Source organism: Microbacterium sp. KSW4-4, assembly GCF_023091185.1.
GTDB lineage: Bacteria > Actinomycetota > Actinomycetes > Actinomycetales > Microbacteriaceae > Microbacterium > Microbacterium paraoxydans.
In genome coordinates this window covers 1,665,147-1,683,076 of record NZ_JAHWXJ010000001.1, presented here as the reverse complement: position 1 = coordinate 1,683,076, position 17,930 = coordinate 1,665,147, and the positions used below count along the sequence as shown (strand labels likewise).

The window sequence follows — 17,930 nt, the reverse complement described above, 5'->3', positions numbered from 1 at the left end:
CCGGTATACCAAATGATCCCGGAGGTGGGCGGTTCAGCCTCGCGTGGCAGCGAGGGCGGCCGCGAACCGCGAGGCCCGCTGCTCGATGTCCGCCCAGTCCGCGTTCGCGATCGCGGCGCCGTTCGCAAGGTCGCCACCGGCCCCCACGGCGACCGCGCCGGCCGCGAACCAGTCGGCGAGGTTGTCGGGCTTCACGCCGCCCGTGGGCATCAGCGGGGCGTCGGGGAACGGTCCGCGCAGGGCCCCGAGGTAGGACGGGCCGCCGAGGGAGGCGGGGAAGATCTTCACGACGTCGACGCCCAGTTCGAGGGCCCCCATGACCTCGGTCGGCGTCATCGCACCGGTCATCACCACGCGGCCGGTGTCGAGCATGGCGCGCGTGAGGTCGGGGAGGGTTCCCGGGCTGACGAGGAAGGCGGCACCCGCGTCGGCGGCCTGGGTCGCCTGCTCCGCCGTCGTGACGGTGCCGGCGCCGATGTACGCGGCGTCCCCATGGCGGGCGATGAGCTCGCGGATCACGGCCGGCGCGTCGGGGGTCGAGAAGGTCACCTCGATACCCGAGACGCCGCCGCGGATGATCGCCTCCGAGGCCTCCAGGGCCAGCTCCGGCGACGGGGCGCGGAGGACGGCGAGGATGCCGGTGGTGCGGGCGCGGGCGAGACGGTCGGACATGCTGCTCCTTGATCGAGGGGATGCGCCCATTCTCCCGTACCGCAACTTGTCATTACAAGTAGCCGCGGAGCGGCCGGGCGACAAGGATCGTGCCCAGGCGCCTCCCACCCGCATCCCGGTACCCTGGAGGGATGGCCGAGAACCCCCGCACACCCGAGACGCGCCCCGCGACAGCGCCCGCGTCGTCCCGTTCGGGGGCGATCCGCGAGACCCGTGCCCCGCAGGTGCGCCCCGCGACCGAGGGCTGGACCCAGAAGAAGGACGCCGAGGGGCGCCCGCTGCTGCAGTTCGCGAGCCCGAAGCGCGGCAAGCCGCCGGTCCACCTCGCCGACCTCACCCCGGCCGAGCGCATCGAGAAGGTGAAGGAGCTCGGACTCCCCGGGTTCCGCGCCAAGCAGCTCGCCACGCATTACTTCCGCCACTACACGTCCGACCCCGCGGAGATGACGGACCTCCCCGCCGGCATCCGTGAGGAGCTGGTCGCCGGCATGCTCCCGCCCCTCATGACCGAGGTGCGGCGATTGGAGACCGACCGCGGCGACACCATCAAGTTCCTCTGGCGTCTGCACGACGGCGCGCTCGTCGAGTCCGTCCTCATGCGCTACCCCGGCCGCATCACGCTGTGCGTGTCGAGCCAGGCCGGCTGCGGCATGAACTGCCCGTTCTGTGCCACGGGCCAGGCGGGGCTGACCCGCAACATGTCCACCGCCGAGATCATCGAGCAGATCGTCAGGGCCAACCGGGCCATCGCGAACGGCGAGCTGGGCGGCAAGAAGCGCGACGACCACAGCATGGAGCGCGTCTCGAACATCGTCTTCATGGGCATGGGGGAGCCGCTCGCCAACTACAAGCGCGTCATGGACGCGGTGCGCACCATGGTCGCCCCGCAGCCCGACGGTCTCGGCATGAGCGCCCGCGGCATCACGGTGTCGACGGTGGGGCTCGTGCCCGCGATCAGGAAGCTCGCCGACGAGAACATCCCCGTCACGTTCGCCCTGTCGCTGCACGCCCCTGACGACCACCTGCGGGACGAGCTCATCCCCGTGAACTCGCGGTGGAAGGTCGACGAGGCGCTCGACGCGGCCTACGACTACTACGCCAAGACCGGGCGCCGCGTGTCCATCGAGTACGCCCTCATCAAGGACATGAACGACCACGCCTGGCGGGCCGATCTCCTGGCGGACAAGCTCAACCAGCGCGGTCGCGGGTGGGTGCACGTGAACCCGATCCCGCTGAACCCGACGCCGGGCTCGATCTGGACCTCGTCAGAGAAGGACGTCACCGACGAGTTCGTGCGACGGCTGAACGACGCCGGCATCCCGACGACCCTCCGCGATACCCGCGGCAAGGAGATCGACGGCGCCTGCGGACAGCTCGTCGCGACGACCGAGGACGAAGCTGCCGCCGCGGCGATGGCCTGACCCCGGTTCGAATCGCTCACCTGGCTCCAAATCCGGCCCGGATGCCGCCATTCGCGCGACTCGAAGGCCCGTCCAAGGGATCTTCCACGGTATGCACAGGCGGAGTTTCGTAGATTGTCGGGATGCCCTATTCCGCCCACCGCCCGGGTCGCTTCGACTCGCAGGGTCGGATCATCCTCGACGGCGACCCGAACGCCGAGACGGATGACCTCGACTTCCTGCGCGAGTACGAGCCGACCGGCGACACGTCCGCGCAGTCCGACGTCGCGTCCGACGACCCGACGCCCGAGCCGGTGACGGCGCCGGATGCCCCGGCCGACGCGGAGCCCGTCCCCGACCGGAAGGCGCGTCCGCCGCGCGTCCGGAAGCCGCGTCGCCGTCGCACCGCCGCCGAGCGCCTCCGTGCTCTCGCGATCCTCGGCGGGGCGGAGGGCGAGATCCTCGACCGGGTCCCCGGCGAGACCCCGCGCTTCGTGCAGATGTTCTTCGTGCTCGCCGGGACCGCCCTGGTCAGCGCGATCTCCATGCTCTTCGCCCTCACGACGGGCGTGCGCGCGGCGGTCTGGTTGGCGATCCCGCTCGCGATCGTGTGGGCGCTGATCATCTTCAACCTCGACCGGTTCCTGACGTCGACCATGACGTCGACCCGCAACGTCTGGAAGCTCATCGGCCTCGCGATCCCCCGCGTCATCATGGCGGCGATCATCGGTTTCGTCGTCGCGGAGCCGCTCGTGCTGCAGATCTTCCACAACGACATCTCCCGCGAGGTCGCCGCGACCAACATCGTCCAGGCGCAGGCCGACCAGGAGGCGCTCGAGACCGGCCCGGAGAAGAAGGCGCTGGACGCGGCGTCCGAGCGGGTCGCGGCGCTGGAGAACCAGGCGGCGACGGGCATCGTCGCCGGGACCGAGTCGTCGTCGGCGACCGAGTCCGCCGCCCAGTCCACGGTCGATGACCTGACGGCCAAGCTCACCGAGCAGCAGGCCGTGATCGACCAGGCGCGGACGCTGTACCAGTGCGAGCTCACGGGCGAGGGTGCGGGCACCGTCCCCGGCTGCACCGGCGTGAACGGCGAGGGCGCGAGCTCTCAGGCCGCCCAGGCCCAGCTCGCCGAGGCCCAGCAGACCTACGACGCGCTCGCGGCCCAGCTTCGCACCGCGAACGAGGAGCTCGCCGCTGCCGGAAGCGCCGCCAAGGAGAACACCACGGCCTCGGAGTCGCAGAACCGTCAGCAGGCGAAGGATGAACTCCCCGCCGCGCGCGACACGTACGAGCAGGCGCTCGCGGCCTACAACGCCCGCGCGGACTCCGTGGCGCAGGGCAACGCCGGGGCGGTGGGGCTGCTGAGCCAGATCAGCGGCCTCAACCGCCTGAGCGAGAAGGAGCCCGCAATCCTCTGGGCGCACATCCTCATCGCGGCGCTGTTCTTCATGATCGAGCTGCTGCCGGTGCTGGTGAAGGTGCTCACGAGCTACGGCGACCCCAGCCTCTACGAGAAGGCCCTGGCCATCCGCAAGCAGGTCGCGCTGGACAAGGTGACGGCGGAGGGCTTCCGCGACCGCGCCGACATCGTCACCACTCCCGCCTCCGGCGCGGGGGCTCAGGCCACCTGACTCGTTTCGAGTCGCGCACTGTGCTCCATTCCGGCCGGATTCGGAGCAAAGTGAGCGATTCGAACGCGGGAGAGGCCTCCGGACCGGGACGCGAGCGCGAGAGAACGGATCAGGGCGACCGTGGACGGGGCGACCGTGGACGGCGCGGTCGACCACGGGGTGCCGGTCACGGCGGCCTCGATGCGCGCCAGCGGTTCGCGGAGGGCCGGGTCGTGCGTGCGGGTATCGTCCTCGAGCCACGCGAGGAGTTCGCGGATGGTCCAATCCCGCTGAATTGGACCGAGATCGAGACCGAAGCTGGTCGTGGAAGCTGTCATTGGTCCAGAATCGGATCTCATGGACACCCTCGACAGGGCCAATGCGACGCCGGTGGGCCACGGATCGGCCTCCGGGCCCCTCGTCCAGGCCGGGGAAGTCTCCGCGACCGCCCTCGCCGCACGCCTCGGACGCTGGTCCCACGGCGACGGCACCCTCTCCACCCGACTCGCCGCGGCGATCGCCGCCCTGATCGGCAGCGGTGAGCTGCGCCCCGCCGACCGCCTGCCTGCCGAACGCGCCCTCTCCGCGGCGGTCGCGGTCTCGCGGGGCACCGTCGTGTCGGCCTATGCGTCCCTCGCCGAGCAGGGCCTCGTCGAGCGCCGGCAGGGGAGCGGGACCAGGGTGTCGGGGGCGAGGACGGCGCCCGCGGCGGACCGCCGTCCCGGCCGCGGCGAGGCCCTGTTCTCCGCTCTCCCCAACGCGATCGATCTGCTCCGCACGGTGCCGCAGATCCCGGACCTCGGTGTGCAGCTCATCCGCGACCACCAGCCGCGGCTCGACCTCGCCCTGCTCCCGGAGACCGACCCCGCGGGGCTCCCCGCGCTCCGCGAACTCATCGCCGACATGTACCGCGCCGAGGGGACGCCGACCACGCCCGAGCAGATCCTCGTGACCCACGGCGCGCAGCAGGCCATCAGCCTCGTCGTGAACGCGCTCGTGGAACCGGGTGACGTCGTGCTCGCGGAGGAGATCACCTGGCCGGGCGTGACCGACTCCGTGGGGCTGCGCGGCGGCACCGTGCACGGCGTGCCGATGGGCGCGGACGGCCTCGACGTCGACGCGCTGGAGCAGGCGATGGCCCGGCTGCGTCCTGTGCTCGTCGCGCTCAACCCGCACCACCAGAATCCCACGGGGACGCGACTGCCCGCGGCGGCCCGGCACCGCGTGGCCGAACTCGCCGCGCAGTACGGGGTGCCCGTGATCGAGGACCGCGTCGTCGCCGGCATCTCGTTCGACGGGGTCGTGCCGCCCACGCTCGCCTCGGAACGGCCGGATGCCCCGGTGCTCGTCGTCGAGTCCGTGTCGAAGTGGGCCTGGGCCGGGCTGCGGATCGGGTGGCTGCGGGCCGATCCCGTGCTGGTCCGGCGGCTCCGCGGCGCACGGCAGCTCGCCGACCAATCCACGAGCGTGCCCGGCCAGCTCCTCGCGCTCGACCTCATCGCGCACGCGACGGAGCTCCGCCGCGCCAACAGCCGCGTGCACCAGCAGCGGCTCCTCCTGCTGCAGGAGCTGATGGCCGCGCACCTCCCCGATTGGACCTCCGACGCCCCGCGGGGTGGACTCTCGCTGTGGGCGGCGCTGCCTCGGGGCTCCGCATCGGCTCTCGCGCGCGTCGCCGCGGCGCACGGGGTCTCGATCGCGGGCACCGGGGCCTTCGCGGTCTCGGCCGCCGCGCCGGACGACCACGTGCGCCTGCCGTTCACCGCACCGGACGACGTGCTCACCGAGGGGGTGCGCCGCTTGGGCGACGCCTGGCGTGAGTACCGGGAGACTCTCAGCAGCCCTGCCTAGGGTGACCGCATGACACCGGTGCCGCGCCCCACCCTCTGGATCTGCGTCGCGGGCGTGCTCGCCGTCACCGCGTACGCCGCCCTCGCCGCGGTGCAGATCCTCGTGCTCAACCCGATCGCCGCGGCTCCGGGCAGCCTCTCGCTGGACGAGGTCCGGGCCGCGATGTCGAACGCCGGGGAGAGCCTCATGGCGCCGACCGTCCTCGGCATCCTCGGTGCGGGGGTGTGCCTGGCCATCGGGACGGCCGTCGTCTGCCTCCTCACCCGGGCGCCCGCGGTGGTGGCCGGCATGACGTTCCTCGCGCTGCTCATGGGCGGGGCGCCGGCCTACTTCGTCGCGTCGTTCGGCCCGGGCATGGGGCTCGCCGACACCTTCGGCATCAGCGGCGCCGATGCCTCCCCGTGGGCCCTGCCCCTGTACGCCGTCAGTGCGCTCGCCGCGGTCGGGGTGCTGGTCGGGGCCGCGCTCACGTCCCGCCGCCGCGGACCGGCGCCTGCCACCGCCTGACGATCACGGTCGATCCGGCCCGCCGGCCCGCCGGCGGGACTAGCGTTGGTCCATGGTCAACTATCGCTATCTCGGCAACAGCGGTCTCAAGGTCTCGGAGATCACGTACGGCAACTGGGTCACGCACGCCTCGCAGGTCGAGGACGACGCCGCGGTCAAGACCGTGCACGCCGCCCTGGACGCCGGCATCACCACGTTCGACACCGCGGACACCTACGCCAACACGGCCGCCGAGGTCGTGCTCGGCAAGGCTCTGGAGGGCCAGCGTCGGGAGGGCCTCGAGATCTTCACCAAGGTCTACTTCCCGACCGGCCCGAAGGGTCCGAACGACACCGGTCTGAGCCGGAAGCACATCATGGAGTCGATCAACGGCTCGCTGCAGCGCCTCGGCACCGACTACGTCGATCTGTACCAGGCGCACCGCTTCGACTACGAGACCCCGCTGGAGGAGACGTTCCAGGCCTTCGCCGACGTCGTCCGGCAGGGCAAGGCGCTCTACATCGGGGTCTCGGAGTGGACCGCGGAGCAGCTCCGCGAAGGGCACGCCCTGGCCAAGCAGCTCGGCATCCAGCTCATCTCCAACCAGCCGCAGTACTCGATGCTGTGGCGGGTCATCGAGGGCAAGGTCGTCCCGACGTCGGAGGAGCTCGGCATCTCGCAGATCGTCTGGTCGCCGATGGCGCAGGGCGTGTTGAGCGGCAAGTACCTGCCGGGGCAGCCGGTGCCGGAGGGGTCTCGGGCGACGGATCAGAACTCGGGAGCGGGCTTCATCAAGAGCTTCCTGCAGGACGACATCCTCACCGCGGTGCAGCGCCTCAAGCCGATCGCGGAACAGGCGGGGCTGTCGATGCCGCAGCTCGCGATCGCGTGGGTGCTGCAGAACCCGAACGTCGCGGCTGCCCTCGTCGGCGCCTCCCGTCCGGAGCAGCTCGCCGACACGGTCAAGGCCTCCGGCGTGAAGCTCGACGCCGACACGATGACCGCGATCGACGAGGCCCTCGGCGACACGGTCAACCGCGACGCCGAGCACACGTACTCGGTGTCGCCGAAGTCCCGGCTCGTCTAGGCCTTCGAAGAGCGCAAATGGTCCCATTCCGTCGCGGAATGGGACCATTTGCGCTACTCGGGCGGGTTACTCCTTGACGGCCCCGGCCGTGAGGCCCTGGACGATCCAGCGGCTGGCGAGCGCGAACATCACCATCGTCGGGAGGATCGTCAGCACGGCCGCAGCGCTCATGGAGCCCCAGTCGATGTTGAACGTCGAGATGAAGCCGTTGAGCGCCGAGGGCACGGTGCGGTTCGCATCGGTGTTCATCAGCACGACCGACAGGAACAGCTCGTTCCAGCAGTTCACGAAGTTGAAGATGAACGCGGCGATGATGCCGGGGGTCATCACCGGCACGAGCACCCGGAACAGCGCGCCCAGCCGCGAGCAGCCGTCGATCATCGCCGCCTCCTCCAGCGCATCGGGGACGTTCTCGAAGAAGCCCCGCAGCATCACCGTGGAGAACGGGATGCAGATCGCGATGTAGACGAGGATGAGCCCCGGCTTGGTGTCGACGAGTCCGAGGTCGGTCATCATCGAGTACAGCGGTCCGAGGGCGATGAACGCCGGGATCATCTGCGTCAGCAGGAACGCGATGAGCACCGTGCCTTTGCCGCGGAACTCGAACCGCGCCAGCACGTAGGCGCTGAGCAGGGCGATGAGCGTCGCCACCGCGCCGGCCGACACCGCCACGATGGCCGAGTTCGCCAGGAACGTCCCGAAGGAGCTCTTCTCGAACAGGCTCGTGAAGTTGTCCAGCGAGGGCTCGCTCGGCCAGTACTCGATCGGGAAGCGGTTGATGGTCCCCGGCGACTTGAACGCGGTGAGCGTGATCCAGTACAGCGGGAACAGCGTGATGAGCAGCCACAGCCCCAGGCCGACGATACGCACCACGCCGCCCACCGTGACGCGGGGCTTGGGGCGCGGAGCGGCTTTCGGGTCGGGCACCGTGATGCGACGGGTCTCCGTGACCGAGGAGCCGGTCCGGATGGATGAGGTGATGGTCATCGCTGCACTCTCCGCATCGCCATCAGGTAGAACGCGCAGAACACCATGAGGAACGCCACGACGATGAGCCCGATGGCGCTCGCGATGCCGTAGTTGCCCTGCTGCGTGTAGTTGATCATCCACGTCGTGATGATGTGGGTCTGGTTGGCGGGGCCGCCGTTCGTCATCGCGTAGATGATGTCGGGGAAGTTGAAGATCCAGATCACGCGCAGCAGGATCGTCAGCAGCAGCGTCATCGAGATATACGGGATGATGATCGAGAACAGCTGCCGCACCTTGCCGGCGCCGTCGAGGCTCGCCGCCTCCAGCATCTCGTCCGGCACCGACTGGAGAGCCGCGAGGATCATGATCGCGAAGAAGGTCACGCCGTACCAGATGTTCGCGACGATCACGGCGAACATCGCGAGTTTCGGGTCGGCCAGCCACGGCAGCGGCGCGTCGATCAGGCCGGCCTTCATGAGCAGGTCGTTGACGACGCCGAACTCGGCGTTGAACATCCAGCGGAACAGCATGCCGATGAGGAAGCCGGACACTGCCCACGGGAAGAAGACCAGCGCCTGGTAGAGACCGCGGAAGCGGAACCGCTTGCGCAGGGCGAGCGCGATGAGGAACCCGATCACGAGCTGCGGCACGAGCGAGCCGACCACCCAGAGCACGGAGTTCCAGGCCACGGTCGGGAACGCCGGGTCGCGGAAGACGGCGAGGAAGTTGTCGAAGCCCACGAACGGCGTCGACGTGAGATCCCACAGGTTCCAGTCGTGGAAGGCCATGCGGGCGCCCTGCAGCATCGGCCAGTAGGTGAACCAGCAGACGAAGACGATCGCCGGCGCGAGGAACGCCAGCAGCGTGAGTGCGGTGCGGCCCCGGAAGGGGCGACGACGCGATGCCGGGGAGGCCCCGCCGGCGGTGCCGACGGAGCCCCCTTCACGGATGGTGCGGGCCACGGATCAACCCTTCTCCGCGGCGTACTTCTCGGTCCAGAACGCGTCCCACGAGGCGAGGAGGTCCTTGGTGGACATGTTGCCGAGCAGCACGCTCTGCACGTCCTGGTCGGACTTCTGGATCCACTCGGTCCACCAGCTCACGCCGCGCGGCTGACGCACGTTGACGTAGGTCTCCGGGTCCTCGGTCATGGTGACGTAGCTGGTCCAGGGGCCGGTGGAGTAGAACTCGTCGTCCGCGGCGGCCGCGATGATCGGGACGAGGCTGTTCGCCTGCGCGAACTCGGTGGCGGGCTCGGCGGACGACAGGAACTCGACGAGCTTCACCGCCGCCTCCTTGTGCTCGCTGTTCTCCGCGACACCCCAGCCGGCGACGGCGAGGGGCTGTGCGGCCTTGCCGGACGGGCCGACGAGCAGCGGCGCGGTGTCCCACTGGTCCTCGGTCAGCGAGGAGTCCTGCACCGTCGCGATGACCTCCGGGTCCTGCAGGAGGAAGGCCGTGGTGCCGTTGGTGAACCCGGCGACCATCTCGGGGTAGCCCCACGAGACGGCGGACGGCGGCGAGGCCTCCTTGAACAGGTCGAAGTAGTCGTCGACGGCCTCCTGCGCCTCGGGGGCGGCGAAGATCGTCGAACCGTCCTCCATGAGGAACGCGTCTTCCGTGTCGAGACCGTCGATCGTGTAGGCCTCGATCGCGGCGACGACGTTGCTGTTCGCGTTCTGACCGCCGCGGAACGCGTACCCGTAGATGTTGTTCGACGGGTCCTGGATCGCCGACGCCTGCTCCAGCAGGTCCTTCCAGCTGTGCGGCGGGCCGTCGAAGCCGGCCTGCTCGACGAGGTCGGTGCGGTAGAACAGCGACAGGCCGTAGAAGCCGTAGGGGACGAAATAGCTCTTGCCGTCCTCCGCGACCGAGGCCGACTGCGCGTTCTCGGTCAGGGCGTCCCAGCCGTCCCACTTCTTCAGATCCGGACCGAGGTCGTAGAGCCAGCCGTTGTTCGCGAACGGTCCGACGGTGATGTCGCGCACCTCGAGCACGTCGACGCCCTTGCCGGACTGCAGCATCTGCTGGATCTTCTGGTCGGCCTGCTCGGTGGGCGGGGAGACGAGGTTGACGGTGATGTCGGGGTTGTCCTTCTCGAACTCGTCGAGCAGTCCGCGGAGCAGCTCGGTGCGCGCCGGGTTCGTCAGGCTCTCGACCATCTGGAGGGTGACGCTGCCGTCGCCGCCGGACGAGCCGGAGCCTCCGGAGCAGCCGGTGAGTGCGAGGACGGCGACGGTGCCGACTCCGGCTGCGGTCGTCAAGATCTTGTTCTTCACGATGTGCCTCTCGGTGGGGGTGGGTGGGTGTTCGGGTGGGTCGTGCGGGAAGGTGAAGCGGGTCAGGGGAGGATGAGGGCGTCCGCGGGGCGGATGCCGGCGCGGCGCAGGATCGCGGGGACGCAGCGCTCGACGAACGCCTCGATGTCGGAGGCCTCCGTGTACAGGTGCGCGGACAGGCGGAAGTAGCCGACGCCGCGGAAGCTGGTGAACGCGGTCTCCACGCCGACCTCGTCGAGGAGGTCCATGCGCAGCGCGTCGGCTTCCTCTCGGGTGGCGCCGAGGCCGAGCGGCAGCCGGATGAGCCGCATGGACGGCACCGGCGAGGGGAGAGGGGTCAGCGGGTCCTCGTCGCTGAAGGGGCGCAGGGCTTCGGCGATGAGCTCGGCACCGGCGTCTGCCCGTGCGGCCATGGCGTCGCGCGCGGCCGCCCATCCGAACTCCACCTCGATGAACTCGATCGCGGTGGGGGTGGCGAGGTAGGTCGTCGCGTCGATCGTGCCCTGGGTGTCGAAGCGCTCGGGATACGGCTCGCGCGCGGCCCAGGAGTCGATCAGCGGCCAGAGCTCGTCGCGGTCGGGGGCGGTGGTGACGAGGAGGGCGGAGCCGCGCGGGGCGCAGGGCCACTTGTGCAGATTCCCGAACCACCAGTCGCCGCCGGCGACGGCCGCCGCGTCCGGGATGAGGCCGGGGGCGTGGGCGCCGTCGACGAGGGTGCGCACGCCGCGCTCGGCCGCGAGGTCGGCGATGCGGCGGGTGGGCAGCAGGCGGGCCGTGGGCGAGGTGATCTGGTCGACGACGAGCAGCCGCGTGTGTGGGGTGAGGGCGTCGGCGAAGAGCTGCACGATCTCGTCGTCGTCGGCGAGCAGGGGCAGGGCGACCGTGCGGACGGAGGCGCCGAAGCGTCGGGCGAGGCGCTCGGCGCCCATGGTGATGGCGCCGTAGCCCTGGTCGGTGACGAGGATCTCGTCGCCGCTGTCGAGCTGGAGGCCGTTGTAGACGACGGTGGCCGCGGCGGAGGCGTTGGGCACGAACACGCTGTCCTCCGCGCGGGCGCCGACGAACGGAGCCGTCCGCAGCCTCGCCTCCTGCACGCGCTCCGCGATCCGAGGGAACCACTCCACGGGGCTCAGGTCGGCGCGGCGGCGCAGGGCGTCCTGGTGGGCGACCACCACCGACGGCACAGCCCCGAAGGACCCGTGGTTGAGGTGGATCACGGTCGGGTCGAGCGGCCAGGCATCGCGCGCCCGCAGGCCGGAGTTCAGCGTGAGCGGAGCGGGGAACTGCGGAGCGGGCATCGGACCTCATCGGTGAGTGGGGGCGAGTTGTTGCACAACTTTGCCACACGCCTTCGGTTTTGGCTACGAAACCGCGAAGATGAAACATAGTTGTCATACGAGTTTGCGGCGCCCGGGGCGTCCGACAGACTTCACGAGGGGTGGGGGAGTGGCAGAGAGGATGACGATGAGCGCACTCGACACGGCGCTGCACGGGCTGCGGGCCCTCATCGCCGACGGCGCTCTGCGCCCCGGCGACCGGCTGCCGAGCGAGGGGGAGCTGTGCGAACGGCTCGGGGTCTCGCGGGGATCGCTCCGCGAAGCCATCCGCACGCTCGCCGCACTGGGCGTGCTGGAGACGCGGCACGGTTCCGGCAGCTACGTCAGCGAGCTCCGCGCCGCCGACCTCATCGGCAGCCTGTCCCTCACGGTCGGACTGCTGCCGATGGCCGGAGTGCTGGAGTTGACGGAGCTTCGACGGGTGCTCGAGCCCCATGCGGCGGCGCTCGCCGCGGCCCGCATCGACGAGGACACGGTGGCCGCGCTCGACGAGGTGCTCACCGAGATCGAGTCGACGACGGACTTCGAGGCGCAGTCCCGCCTCGACCACGAGTTCCACATGGCCATCTCGTCGGTCGCGGGGAACGAGGCCCTGACGAGCCTGATCGACGTGCTGCGCTCCCGCTCCCGCGCCTACCGGATCTCCGACCCGGAGGATGCCGCGGAGCTCAAGATCCACTCCGACGCCGGCCACCGCGCGATCCTGCGCGGTCTCGCCGCCGCGGATCCGGTGGCCGCATCGGCCGCCGCGTCCGCTCACGTCGCCTACACCGAGTATTGGGTGCGGCGGTACTCCGGCCTCTGACTCCTGGTTTCCCGGCCGAGCCACCCTCTTTCGTGCGCCCCGGCCCTATTCGGACGTCCGGAAGGGGGTGGGCGGCACCGAAGGGGGTGGGTCGGCGAACGGGGTCAGCCGAGGTTGATGTCGACCTGGATCTCGGACGCGAGGCGCTCGAGGTCGGCACGCAGGGCGTCGAGGTCGACCGTCGGCGGGACCTTCGCGATCACCGACGCCTCGAAGAGCCTTCCGCCGGCCATCGCCGCCTCGCGGGTCTCGGTCGTGAGCTCCTCGATGCTCAGGGCGTGCGCGTTCAGCACCGCCGAGACCTCGCGCACGATGCCGGGGCGGTCGTTGCCGAGCACCTGCATCACGAGCAGCTGCTCCTCGTCCTCGGACGGCCCTGGCGTGCCGGTGAGCACCGAGAGCGTGAGGAGACCCTGGCCCTGGATCCCTCGCAGCGCGGTCTCGAGCTCCCCGGTGCGCTCCGTCGGCACGGACACCTCGATGACACCGGCGAACGTGCCGGCGAGCTCGGCGAGGGAGCTGTTCTCCCAGTTGCCGCCGTGGGCGTCGACGACATCGGCGACGGCGGCCACGAGGCCCGGACGATCGGCACCCGCGACAGTGAGGATGAGTGTGGTCATGGGGTCAGCGTAACCCGAGGATCAGTCCGCCCAGACCCCGGTCTCCAGGAACCGCTCCAATCGTGCACGGTGCGGCGCGAGGTCCCACCCCTGCTGCGCGACCCACTCGTCCGAGTAGTACGTGCCGGCGTACCGCACACCGCTGTCGCAGATCAGCGTCACGACGCTGCCGGTCTCGCCCGCGGCACGCATCCGGGCGATGAGCTGGAACGCGCCGTAGAGGTTCGTGCCGGTGGAGCCGCCCGCCCAGTGCAGGGTGCGCTCGCGGAGGAGGCGGATCGCGGCGATGGAACCCGCGTCCGGCACCTGGATCATCTCGTCGATCACGGACGGCACGAAGGAGGCCTCCACCCGCGGCCGCCCGATGCCCTCGATGCGGCTCGGCCGTCCGGCAGGCGGGTCGACCGTGCCTGCCCAGCCGTCGTAGAAGGCGGAGCCCTCGGGATCGACGACGGCGATCCGGGTGTCATGGCGGCGGTACTTCACGTAGCGGCCGAACGTGGCGCTGGTGCCCCCGGTCCCGGCGCCCGTGACGATCCAGCGGGGGATCGGATGCCGCTCCTGGGCGAGCTGGCCGAACACGCTGTCGGCGATGTTGTTGTTGCCGCGCCAGTCGGTCGCACGCTCCGCGTAGGTGAACTGGTCGAGGTAGTGCCCGGTGCAGTCCGCCGCCAGGCGCTGCGCCTCGGGTGACATGTCCTCCGCGCGATCCACGAAATGGCAGGTGCCGCCGTAGAACTCGATGAGGTCGATCTTCTCCTGCACCGTCGACCGGGGCACGACCGTGATGAACTTCAGCCCCAGCATCCGGGCGAAGTAGGCCTCCGACACCGCGGTCGACCCGCTCGACGACTCCACGAGGGTCGTGTCCTCGCGGATGCGCCCGTTGACGAGTCCGTAGAGAAGGAGGGAGCGCGCGAGGCGGTGCTTGAGGGAGCCGGTCGGGTGCACCGACTCGTCCTTGAGGTAGAGGTCGATGCCCCACTCCGGCGGCAGCGGGAACAGGTGCAGGTGCGTGTCGGCGCTGCGGTTCGCATCGGCTTCCAGCAGGGCGATCGCGGTGCTGGTCCAGTCGCTCATGCCCTCGAGCGTACCGGGGCCGACACCGTCATTCCGGCATGGGAGAACAGCCGCCCCCGCCCGGGCGAGGGGGCTCAGCCCACCGTGCCCGCGGGGGAGGCGCCGCCCGAACCGTCCACGTGCATCAGCGAAGCCTGGGACTGCTCCTGCTGGAGCTGGAACTCGAAGCGCGAGCGGTCGCCGCGGTGATACGCGATGAAGTACTCGATGGGCAGCCCGTCCTCGCTGCGGCTGATGCTGCCCAGGCGGAGGAGGGCGGAGCCGGCGCTCACGCCGAGGTGCTGGGCCTGCTCGTGCGTGGCGACCGTCGCCTCCGCGGAGCGGACGCCGTGCGTGGCGATGATGCCGTGGTCGGCGAGGAGCCGGTACAGCGACGCCTCGGTGAGGTCGGCGCCGAGCGTCACCGCCCCCACGGCCTCCGGCATCCACGTGGTCGAGAGCGACCAGGGCTCGCCGTCCACGTGCCGCAGCCGCTCCAGCACGATCACCGGCGATCCGACCGGCACCTCCAGGGCGAGGGCGACCTCCTCGTCGGCGACGGTCTGCTCGTGCCGGAGGACGTCGCTGTGCACGTGGCCGCCGCGCCGCTCGACGTCGTCGTACAGCCCGACCAGCGTGTGCACGAGACTCTCGCTCGTGCGCGGGCGGGAGACGAACGTGCCCTTGCCCTTCACGCGCTCGACGAGTCCCTCGTGCTCGAGCTGGGCGAGCGCCTGGCGCACGACCGTGCGGGAGATGCCGTAGCGCTCGCACAGCCGGTGCTCGCCGGGAAGCGGATCGCCCGGCTGCAGACCGTCGCGGGCGATGCCGTCGATGATGAGCTGCCGGAGCTGGTCGTACATCGGCGCCGCGCTGTGGCGGTCGATCGCATCCTCGATGAGAGACATCAGTACGCCACCCCCGCGTGCAGGATCACGTTCGCGTAGGGGGTGAACTCCCCCGAGCGCACGAAGGCGCGGGCGGCGTGCGTGCGCTCCTTGAACTCGACGTGCGGGACGAGCTCGATCTCGAAGCCTGCGTCGGCGAAGCGCTCGCGCAGGGCGTCGAGCACCTCCGGGCTCTTCTCGGCGACCTCGGCCGACACCGTCGCCCCCTCGACCACGAGCTCCGCGAGCACCGTGTCGAGCACGTCGAGGAAGGCGGGGGCGCCGGGACGGTAGGCGAGGTCGATGCGCTCGGAGCCCGGCGGGATGGGCAGCCCGGCGTCGGTCACGACGATCAGATCGGTGTGCCCGGTCTCGCTGATGACGCGGGAGAGCGCCGGGTTGATCGTGGTCGAGGTCTTGCGCATCGTGTGCTCCTGGTTCAGTTCGCGACGGGGGCCGCGGTGCGCGCGGCGAGGAAGGCCTCGACGTCGGCGCGGTGGGGGAGGCTCGGCGAGGCCCCCTGCTTCGTGACGGTGAGGGCGCCCGCGGCGGTCGCCAGCCGCACCGCATCGGTGAGGGCCGCTCCGCTCGCGAGCGCGGCACCGAGGTAGCCGGCGTAGGCGTCGCCCGCGGCGGTGGTGTCGACGGCCTCCACGGGGAAAGGCGGGACGACGGTGGCCCCCTCGGCGGTGACGACGCACGACCCCTGCCCGGCCAGGGTGATGACCGCGGCGCCCACGCCCTGCTCCAGGAACCAGTGCCCGGCGCGTTCGGCGGAGGCGGCGTCGGTCACCTCGATGCCGCTGATGAGCGACGCCTCGGTCTCGTTCGGGGTGACGATGTCGATGCTGCGCCAGATCTCCGGTGCCAGCTCCGCCGCCGGTGCCGGGTCGAGGATCACGGTCATCCCGTGCTCGCGACCGCGCGCGGTGATGTGCGCGGTCAGCACGGACGGGGTCTCGAGCTGGGTGAGCAGGACGGAGGTCGTCGGGGCGAGAGCCGCGAGGGCCTCGTCGATCTGCGCCGTGCTGAGGGCGGCGTTGGCGAGCGGCACCATGACGATGTCGTTCTGCGCGGAGGCGTCGACACGGATGTGCGCGATGCCGGTCGGGCCCGGCACGGTGCGCAGGTGCGCGAGGTCGACGCCGGCCGCCGTGAGCCCGTCCACCACGAGGTCGTGGAACAGGTCGTCGCCGACGCAGCCGACGAAGCTCGTGCGGGCTCCGGAGCGTCCGGCCGCGACAGCCTGGTTCGCGCCCTTGCCGCCGAGCATCAGCGTGAACTCGTCGCCGAGGATGGTCTCGCCGCGGGCGGGGAGCCGCTGCGAGAAGGTCGTGACGTCGGCCGTCACGCTGCCGACGATGACGACGCCGGAGCGGTCGCCGGGGTGTGCGGGTGTCATCTCGCTCCTGATCCTCCTCGACAGCGCGGGGCTCCCGGTCTTTGACAAGGTTCGGGAGCTGTCATTACATTAGCCGAAGCCCCACCTGTAACGACAGGTTGCCCGCGAGGAGACCCCGATGACCGCGATCGCGCCCCGCCTGTACGTCGACAGCGCCGACACCGACCGCGTCTCGCGGCTGCTCTCCGCCGGGGTGGTGCACGGCGTCACGACGAACCCCACGATCCTCGAGCGCGGCGGGCGGACGGCCGCGGAGATCCCCGACCTCTATGCCCGCTGGGTGGACGAGGGTGCACGGGAGGTCTTCTTCCAGACGTGGGGTGGCGACACGGACTCCTTCCTCCGGAACGCGGAGGGCATCCGCGCGCTCGGCGACCGGGTGGCGGTCAAGGTGCCCGCGACCGCAGCGGGGTTCGCGGCGGCCTCGGCCCTCGTCCGGGACGGGGCCACGGTCCTCGTCACCGCGGTGTACTCCGTCGCGCAGGCGCTCGCGTGCGCCTCGATCGGCGCCCAGTACATCGCGCCTTACCTCGGGCGCATGCGCGACGCGGGCATGGACGGCGACGCGCTCATCGCCCGGATGCAGGAGATGTGCGCGGGCAGCGGCTCCAACGTCCTCGCCGCATCGCTGCGCTCCGCCGACGACATCACGGGGCTGCGCGCAGCCGGGGTGCCCTACTTCACCGCCGCGCCCGACGTGCTCGACCAGCTGCTGTTCCACAAGGTGAGTGACAGCTCGGCGGCGGAGTTCGACGCGGCGATGCAGCGCCTCGGGGCCTGACGACTCAGGCCGACGCCGCCTGCCGCAGCCACCGCTCGACACCCGCAATGTGGGCCGTGGCGAGGGAGGTCGCCAGCGCCGAGTCACGCTGGGCGATCGCATCGGCGATGGCGCGGTGCTCCGACAGGGTGCGCTCCACGGCGCCGCCCTCCGTGAGACCCCGCCACACGCGCGCCCGGACCGTCTGGCTGCTCAGGTGCTCGATGAGGCTCGCGAGGTAGGCGTTGCCCGCCATGCCCACGATCTCGCGGTGGAAGCGGATGTCGTGGTCGACGAGCTCCTCGATCCCGACGGACGCGTCGACGGCCTCCACCTCCTCCTGAAGGGCGGCGATCGCCTCGTCCGTGCCGAGGGTCGCCGCGAGACCGGTGGCCTGCGATTCGAGCATCCGGCGGACGGCGAACATCTCCAGCATCGAGTCGTCGTCGTGCATGTCCACGACGAAGGCGATCGCCTCCAGCAGCAGGTGCGGCTCCAGGCTCGTGACGTAGGTGCCGTCGCCGCGCCGCACGTCGAGCACGCGGATGACCTCCAGCGCCTTGACCGCCTCGCGCATGGAGTTGCGGGACAGGCCGAGGCGCTCGGACAACTCCTTCTCCGGGGGCAGGCGATCGCCGGGGGCCAGTTCGCCCGACACGATCATCGCCTTGATCTTCTCGATCGCCTCGTCCGTGACTGCCAT

Annotated in this window: 19 protein-coding genes; 7 read left to right on the top strand and 12 right to left on the bottom strand. The window is 70.8% G+C overall.

The genetic code is table 11. The features are described 5' to 3' along the window. Positions 1–33 precede the first annotated feature (33 nt). Positions 34–672 (bottom strand): bifunctional 4-hydroxy-2-oxoglutarate aldolase/2-dehydro-3-deoxy-phosphogluconate aldolase, encoded by a 639-nt coding sequence (locus tag KZC57_RS08425; RefSeq protein WP_060923635.1) that lies wholly within the window; start codon positions 670–672, stop codon positions 34–36. 131 nt (positions 673–803) lie between these two features. Between KZC57_RS08425 and rlmN the strand changes: the two genes are divergently transcribed. Then, the gene (rlmN, locus tag KZC57_RS08420; protein WP_247641476.1) at positions 804–2,093 is read left to right on the top strand and encodes a 23S rRNA (adenine(2503)-C(2))-methyltransferase RlmN; all 1,290 of its coding nucleotides are present in this window, start codon (positions 804–806) and stop codon (positions 2,091–2,093) included. A gap of 122 nt (positions 2,094–2,215) precedes the next feature. Beyond that, on the top strand, positions 2,216–3,706 hold the full coding sequence (locus tag KZC57_RS08415) for a DUF4407 domain-containing protein (protein ID WP_144881935.1): 1,491 nt from the start codon (positions 2,216–2,218) through the stop codon (positions 3,704–3,706). On the opposite strand, the gene KZC57_RS08410 is transcribed toward KZC57_RS08415, so the two are convergent. After that, positions 3,694–4,023 (bottom strand): hypothetical protein, encoded by a 330-nt coding sequence (locus KZC57_RS08410; RefSeq protein ID WP_247641475.1) that lies wholly within the window; start codon positions 4,021–4,023, stop codon positions 3,694–3,696. The genes KZC57_RS08415 and KZC57_RS08410 overlap by 13 nt on opposite strands. Positions 4,024–4,042: 19 nt before the next feature. On the opposite strand from KZC57_RS08410, the gene KZC57_RS08405 reads away from it, so the two are divergent. Genes KZC57_RS08405 through KZC57_RS08395 form a run of 3 tightly spaced genes read left to right on the top strand, consistent with a single transcriptional unit; the run spans position 4,043 to position 7,109 of the window. Then, positions 4,043–5,536, top strand: a complete 1,494-nt coding sequence (locus tag KZC57_RS08405) for a PLP-dependent aminotransferase family protein (protein WP_247641474.1) — start codon at positions 4,043–4,045, stop codon at positions 5,534–5,536. Positions 5,537–5,545: 9 nt separating this feature from the next. Then, positions 5,546–6,043 (top strand): hypothetical protein, encoded by a 498-nt coding sequence (locus tag KZC57_RS08400; RefSeq protein ID WP_247641473.1) that lies wholly within the window; start codon positions 5,546–5,548, stop codon positions 6,041–6,043. 52 nt (positions 6,044–6,095) lie between these two features. Then, on the top strand, positions 6,096–7,109 hold the full coding sequence (locus KZC57_RS08395) for an aldo/keto reductase family protein (protein ID WP_144881943.1): 1,014 nt from the start codon (positions 6,096–6,098) through the stop codon (positions 7,107–7,109). A gap of 66 nt (positions 7,110–7,175) precedes the next feature. Here KZC57_RS08395 and KZC57_RS08390 read toward each other — a convergent pair whose 3' ends face one another. The 4 genes from KZC57_RS08390 to KZC57_RS08375 form a co-directional block, all read right to left on the bottom strand. Further along, positions 7,176–8,096, bottom strand: a complete 921-nt coding sequence (locus KZC57_RS08390; RefSeq protein ID WP_199787660.1) for a carbohydrate ABC transporter permease — start codon at positions 8,094–8,096, stop codon at positions 7,176–7,178. Continuing rightward, positions 8,093–9,040: a carbohydrate ABC transporter permease gene (locus KZC57_RS08385; RefSeq protein WP_025105358.1), complete on the bottom strand. Its 948-nt coding sequence runs from the start codon at positions 9,038–9,040 to the stop codon at positions 8,093–8,095. The genes KZC57_RS08390 and KZC57_RS08385 overlap by 4 nt, the downstream gene beginning before the upstream one ends. Positions 9,041–9,043: 3 nt before the next feature. Next, positions 9,044–10,357 carry a sugar ABC transporter substrate-binding protein gene (locus KZC57_RS08380; RefSeq protein ID WP_060923268.1) on the bottom strand — a complete coding sequence of 438 codons (1,314 nt, stop codon included), beginning with the start codon at positions 10,355–10,357 and terminating at the stop codon, positions 9,044–9,046. Between the two features lie 62 nt (positions 10,358–10,419). Next, positions 10,420–11,655, bottom strand: coding sequence for an aminotransferase class V-fold PLP-dependent enzyme (locus tag KZC57_RS08375; RefSeq protein ID WP_247641472.1), 1,236 nt, complete (start codon positions 11,653–11,655; stop codon positions 10,420–10,422). A 166-nt stretch (positions 11,656–11,821) separates the two neighbouring features. On the opposite strand from KZC57_RS08375, the gene KZC57_RS08370 reads away from it, so the two are divergent. Next, complete coding sequence (locus KZC57_RS08370; protein ID WP_085605550.1) at positions 11,822–12,499, top strand: FadR/GntR family transcriptional regulator; 678 nt, start codon at positions 11,822–11,824, stop codon at positions 12,497–12,499. 104 nt (positions 12,500–12,603) lie between these two features. On the opposite strand, the gene KZC57_RS08365 is transcribed toward KZC57_RS08370, so the two are convergent. The 5 genes from KZC57_RS08365 to KZC57_RS08345 form a co-directional block, all read right to left on the bottom strand. Then, the gene (locus KZC57_RS08365) at positions 12,604–13,119 is read right to left on the bottom strand and encodes a glycine cleavage system protein R (RefSeq protein WP_062637081.1); all 516 of its coding nucleotides are present in this window, start codon (positions 13,117–13,119) and stop codon (positions 12,604–12,606) included. 21 nt (positions 13,120–13,140) lie between these two features. Next, positions 13,141–14,199: a PLP-dependent cysteine synthase family protein gene (locus KZC57_RS08360; RefSeq protein ID WP_102209423.1), complete on the bottom strand. Its 1,059-nt coding sequence runs from the start codon at positions 14,197–14,199 to the stop codon at positions 13,141–13,143. 74 nt (positions 14,200–14,273) lie between these two features. Beyond that, complete coding sequence (locus KZC57_RS08355; RefSeq protein WP_247641471.1) at positions 14,274–15,086, bottom strand: GntR family transcriptional regulator; 813 nt, start codon at positions 15,084–15,086, stop codon at positions 14,274–14,276. After that, positions 15,086–15,490 carry a D-ribose pyranase gene (rbsD, locus tag KZC57_RS08350; protein WP_025105365.1) on the bottom strand — a complete coding sequence of 135 codons (405 nt, stop codon included), beginning with the start codon at positions 15,488–15,490 and terminating at the stop codon, positions 15,086–15,088. Before rbsD ends, KZC57_RS08355 begins: the two co-directional genes overlap by 1 nt. Positions 15,491–15,504: 14 nt before the next feature. After that, on the bottom strand, positions 15,505–16,467 hold the full coding sequence (locus KZC57_RS08345) for a ribokinase (RefSeq protein WP_247641470.1): 963 nt from the start codon (positions 16,465–16,467) through the stop codon (positions 15,505–15,507). Between the two features lie 118 nt (positions 16,468–16,585). On the opposite strand from KZC57_RS08345, the gene KZC57_RS08340 reads away from it, so the two are divergent. Beyond that, positions 16,586–17,248 carry a transaldolase family protein gene (locus KZC57_RS08340; RefSeq protein ID WP_247641469.1) on the top strand — a complete coding sequence of 221 codons (663 nt, stop codon included), beginning with the start codon at positions 16,586–16,588 and terminating at the stop codon, positions 17,246–17,248. Positions 17,249–17,252: 4 nt separating this feature from the next. Here KZC57_RS08340 and KZC57_RS08335 read toward each other — a convergent pair whose 3' ends face one another. Then, positions 17,253–17,930 carry a FadR/GntR family transcriptional regulator gene (locus KZC57_RS08335; protein WP_025105368.1) on the bottom strand — a complete coding sequence of 226 codons (678 nt, stop codon included), beginning with the start codon at positions 17,928–17,930 and terminating at the stop codon, positions 17,253–17,255.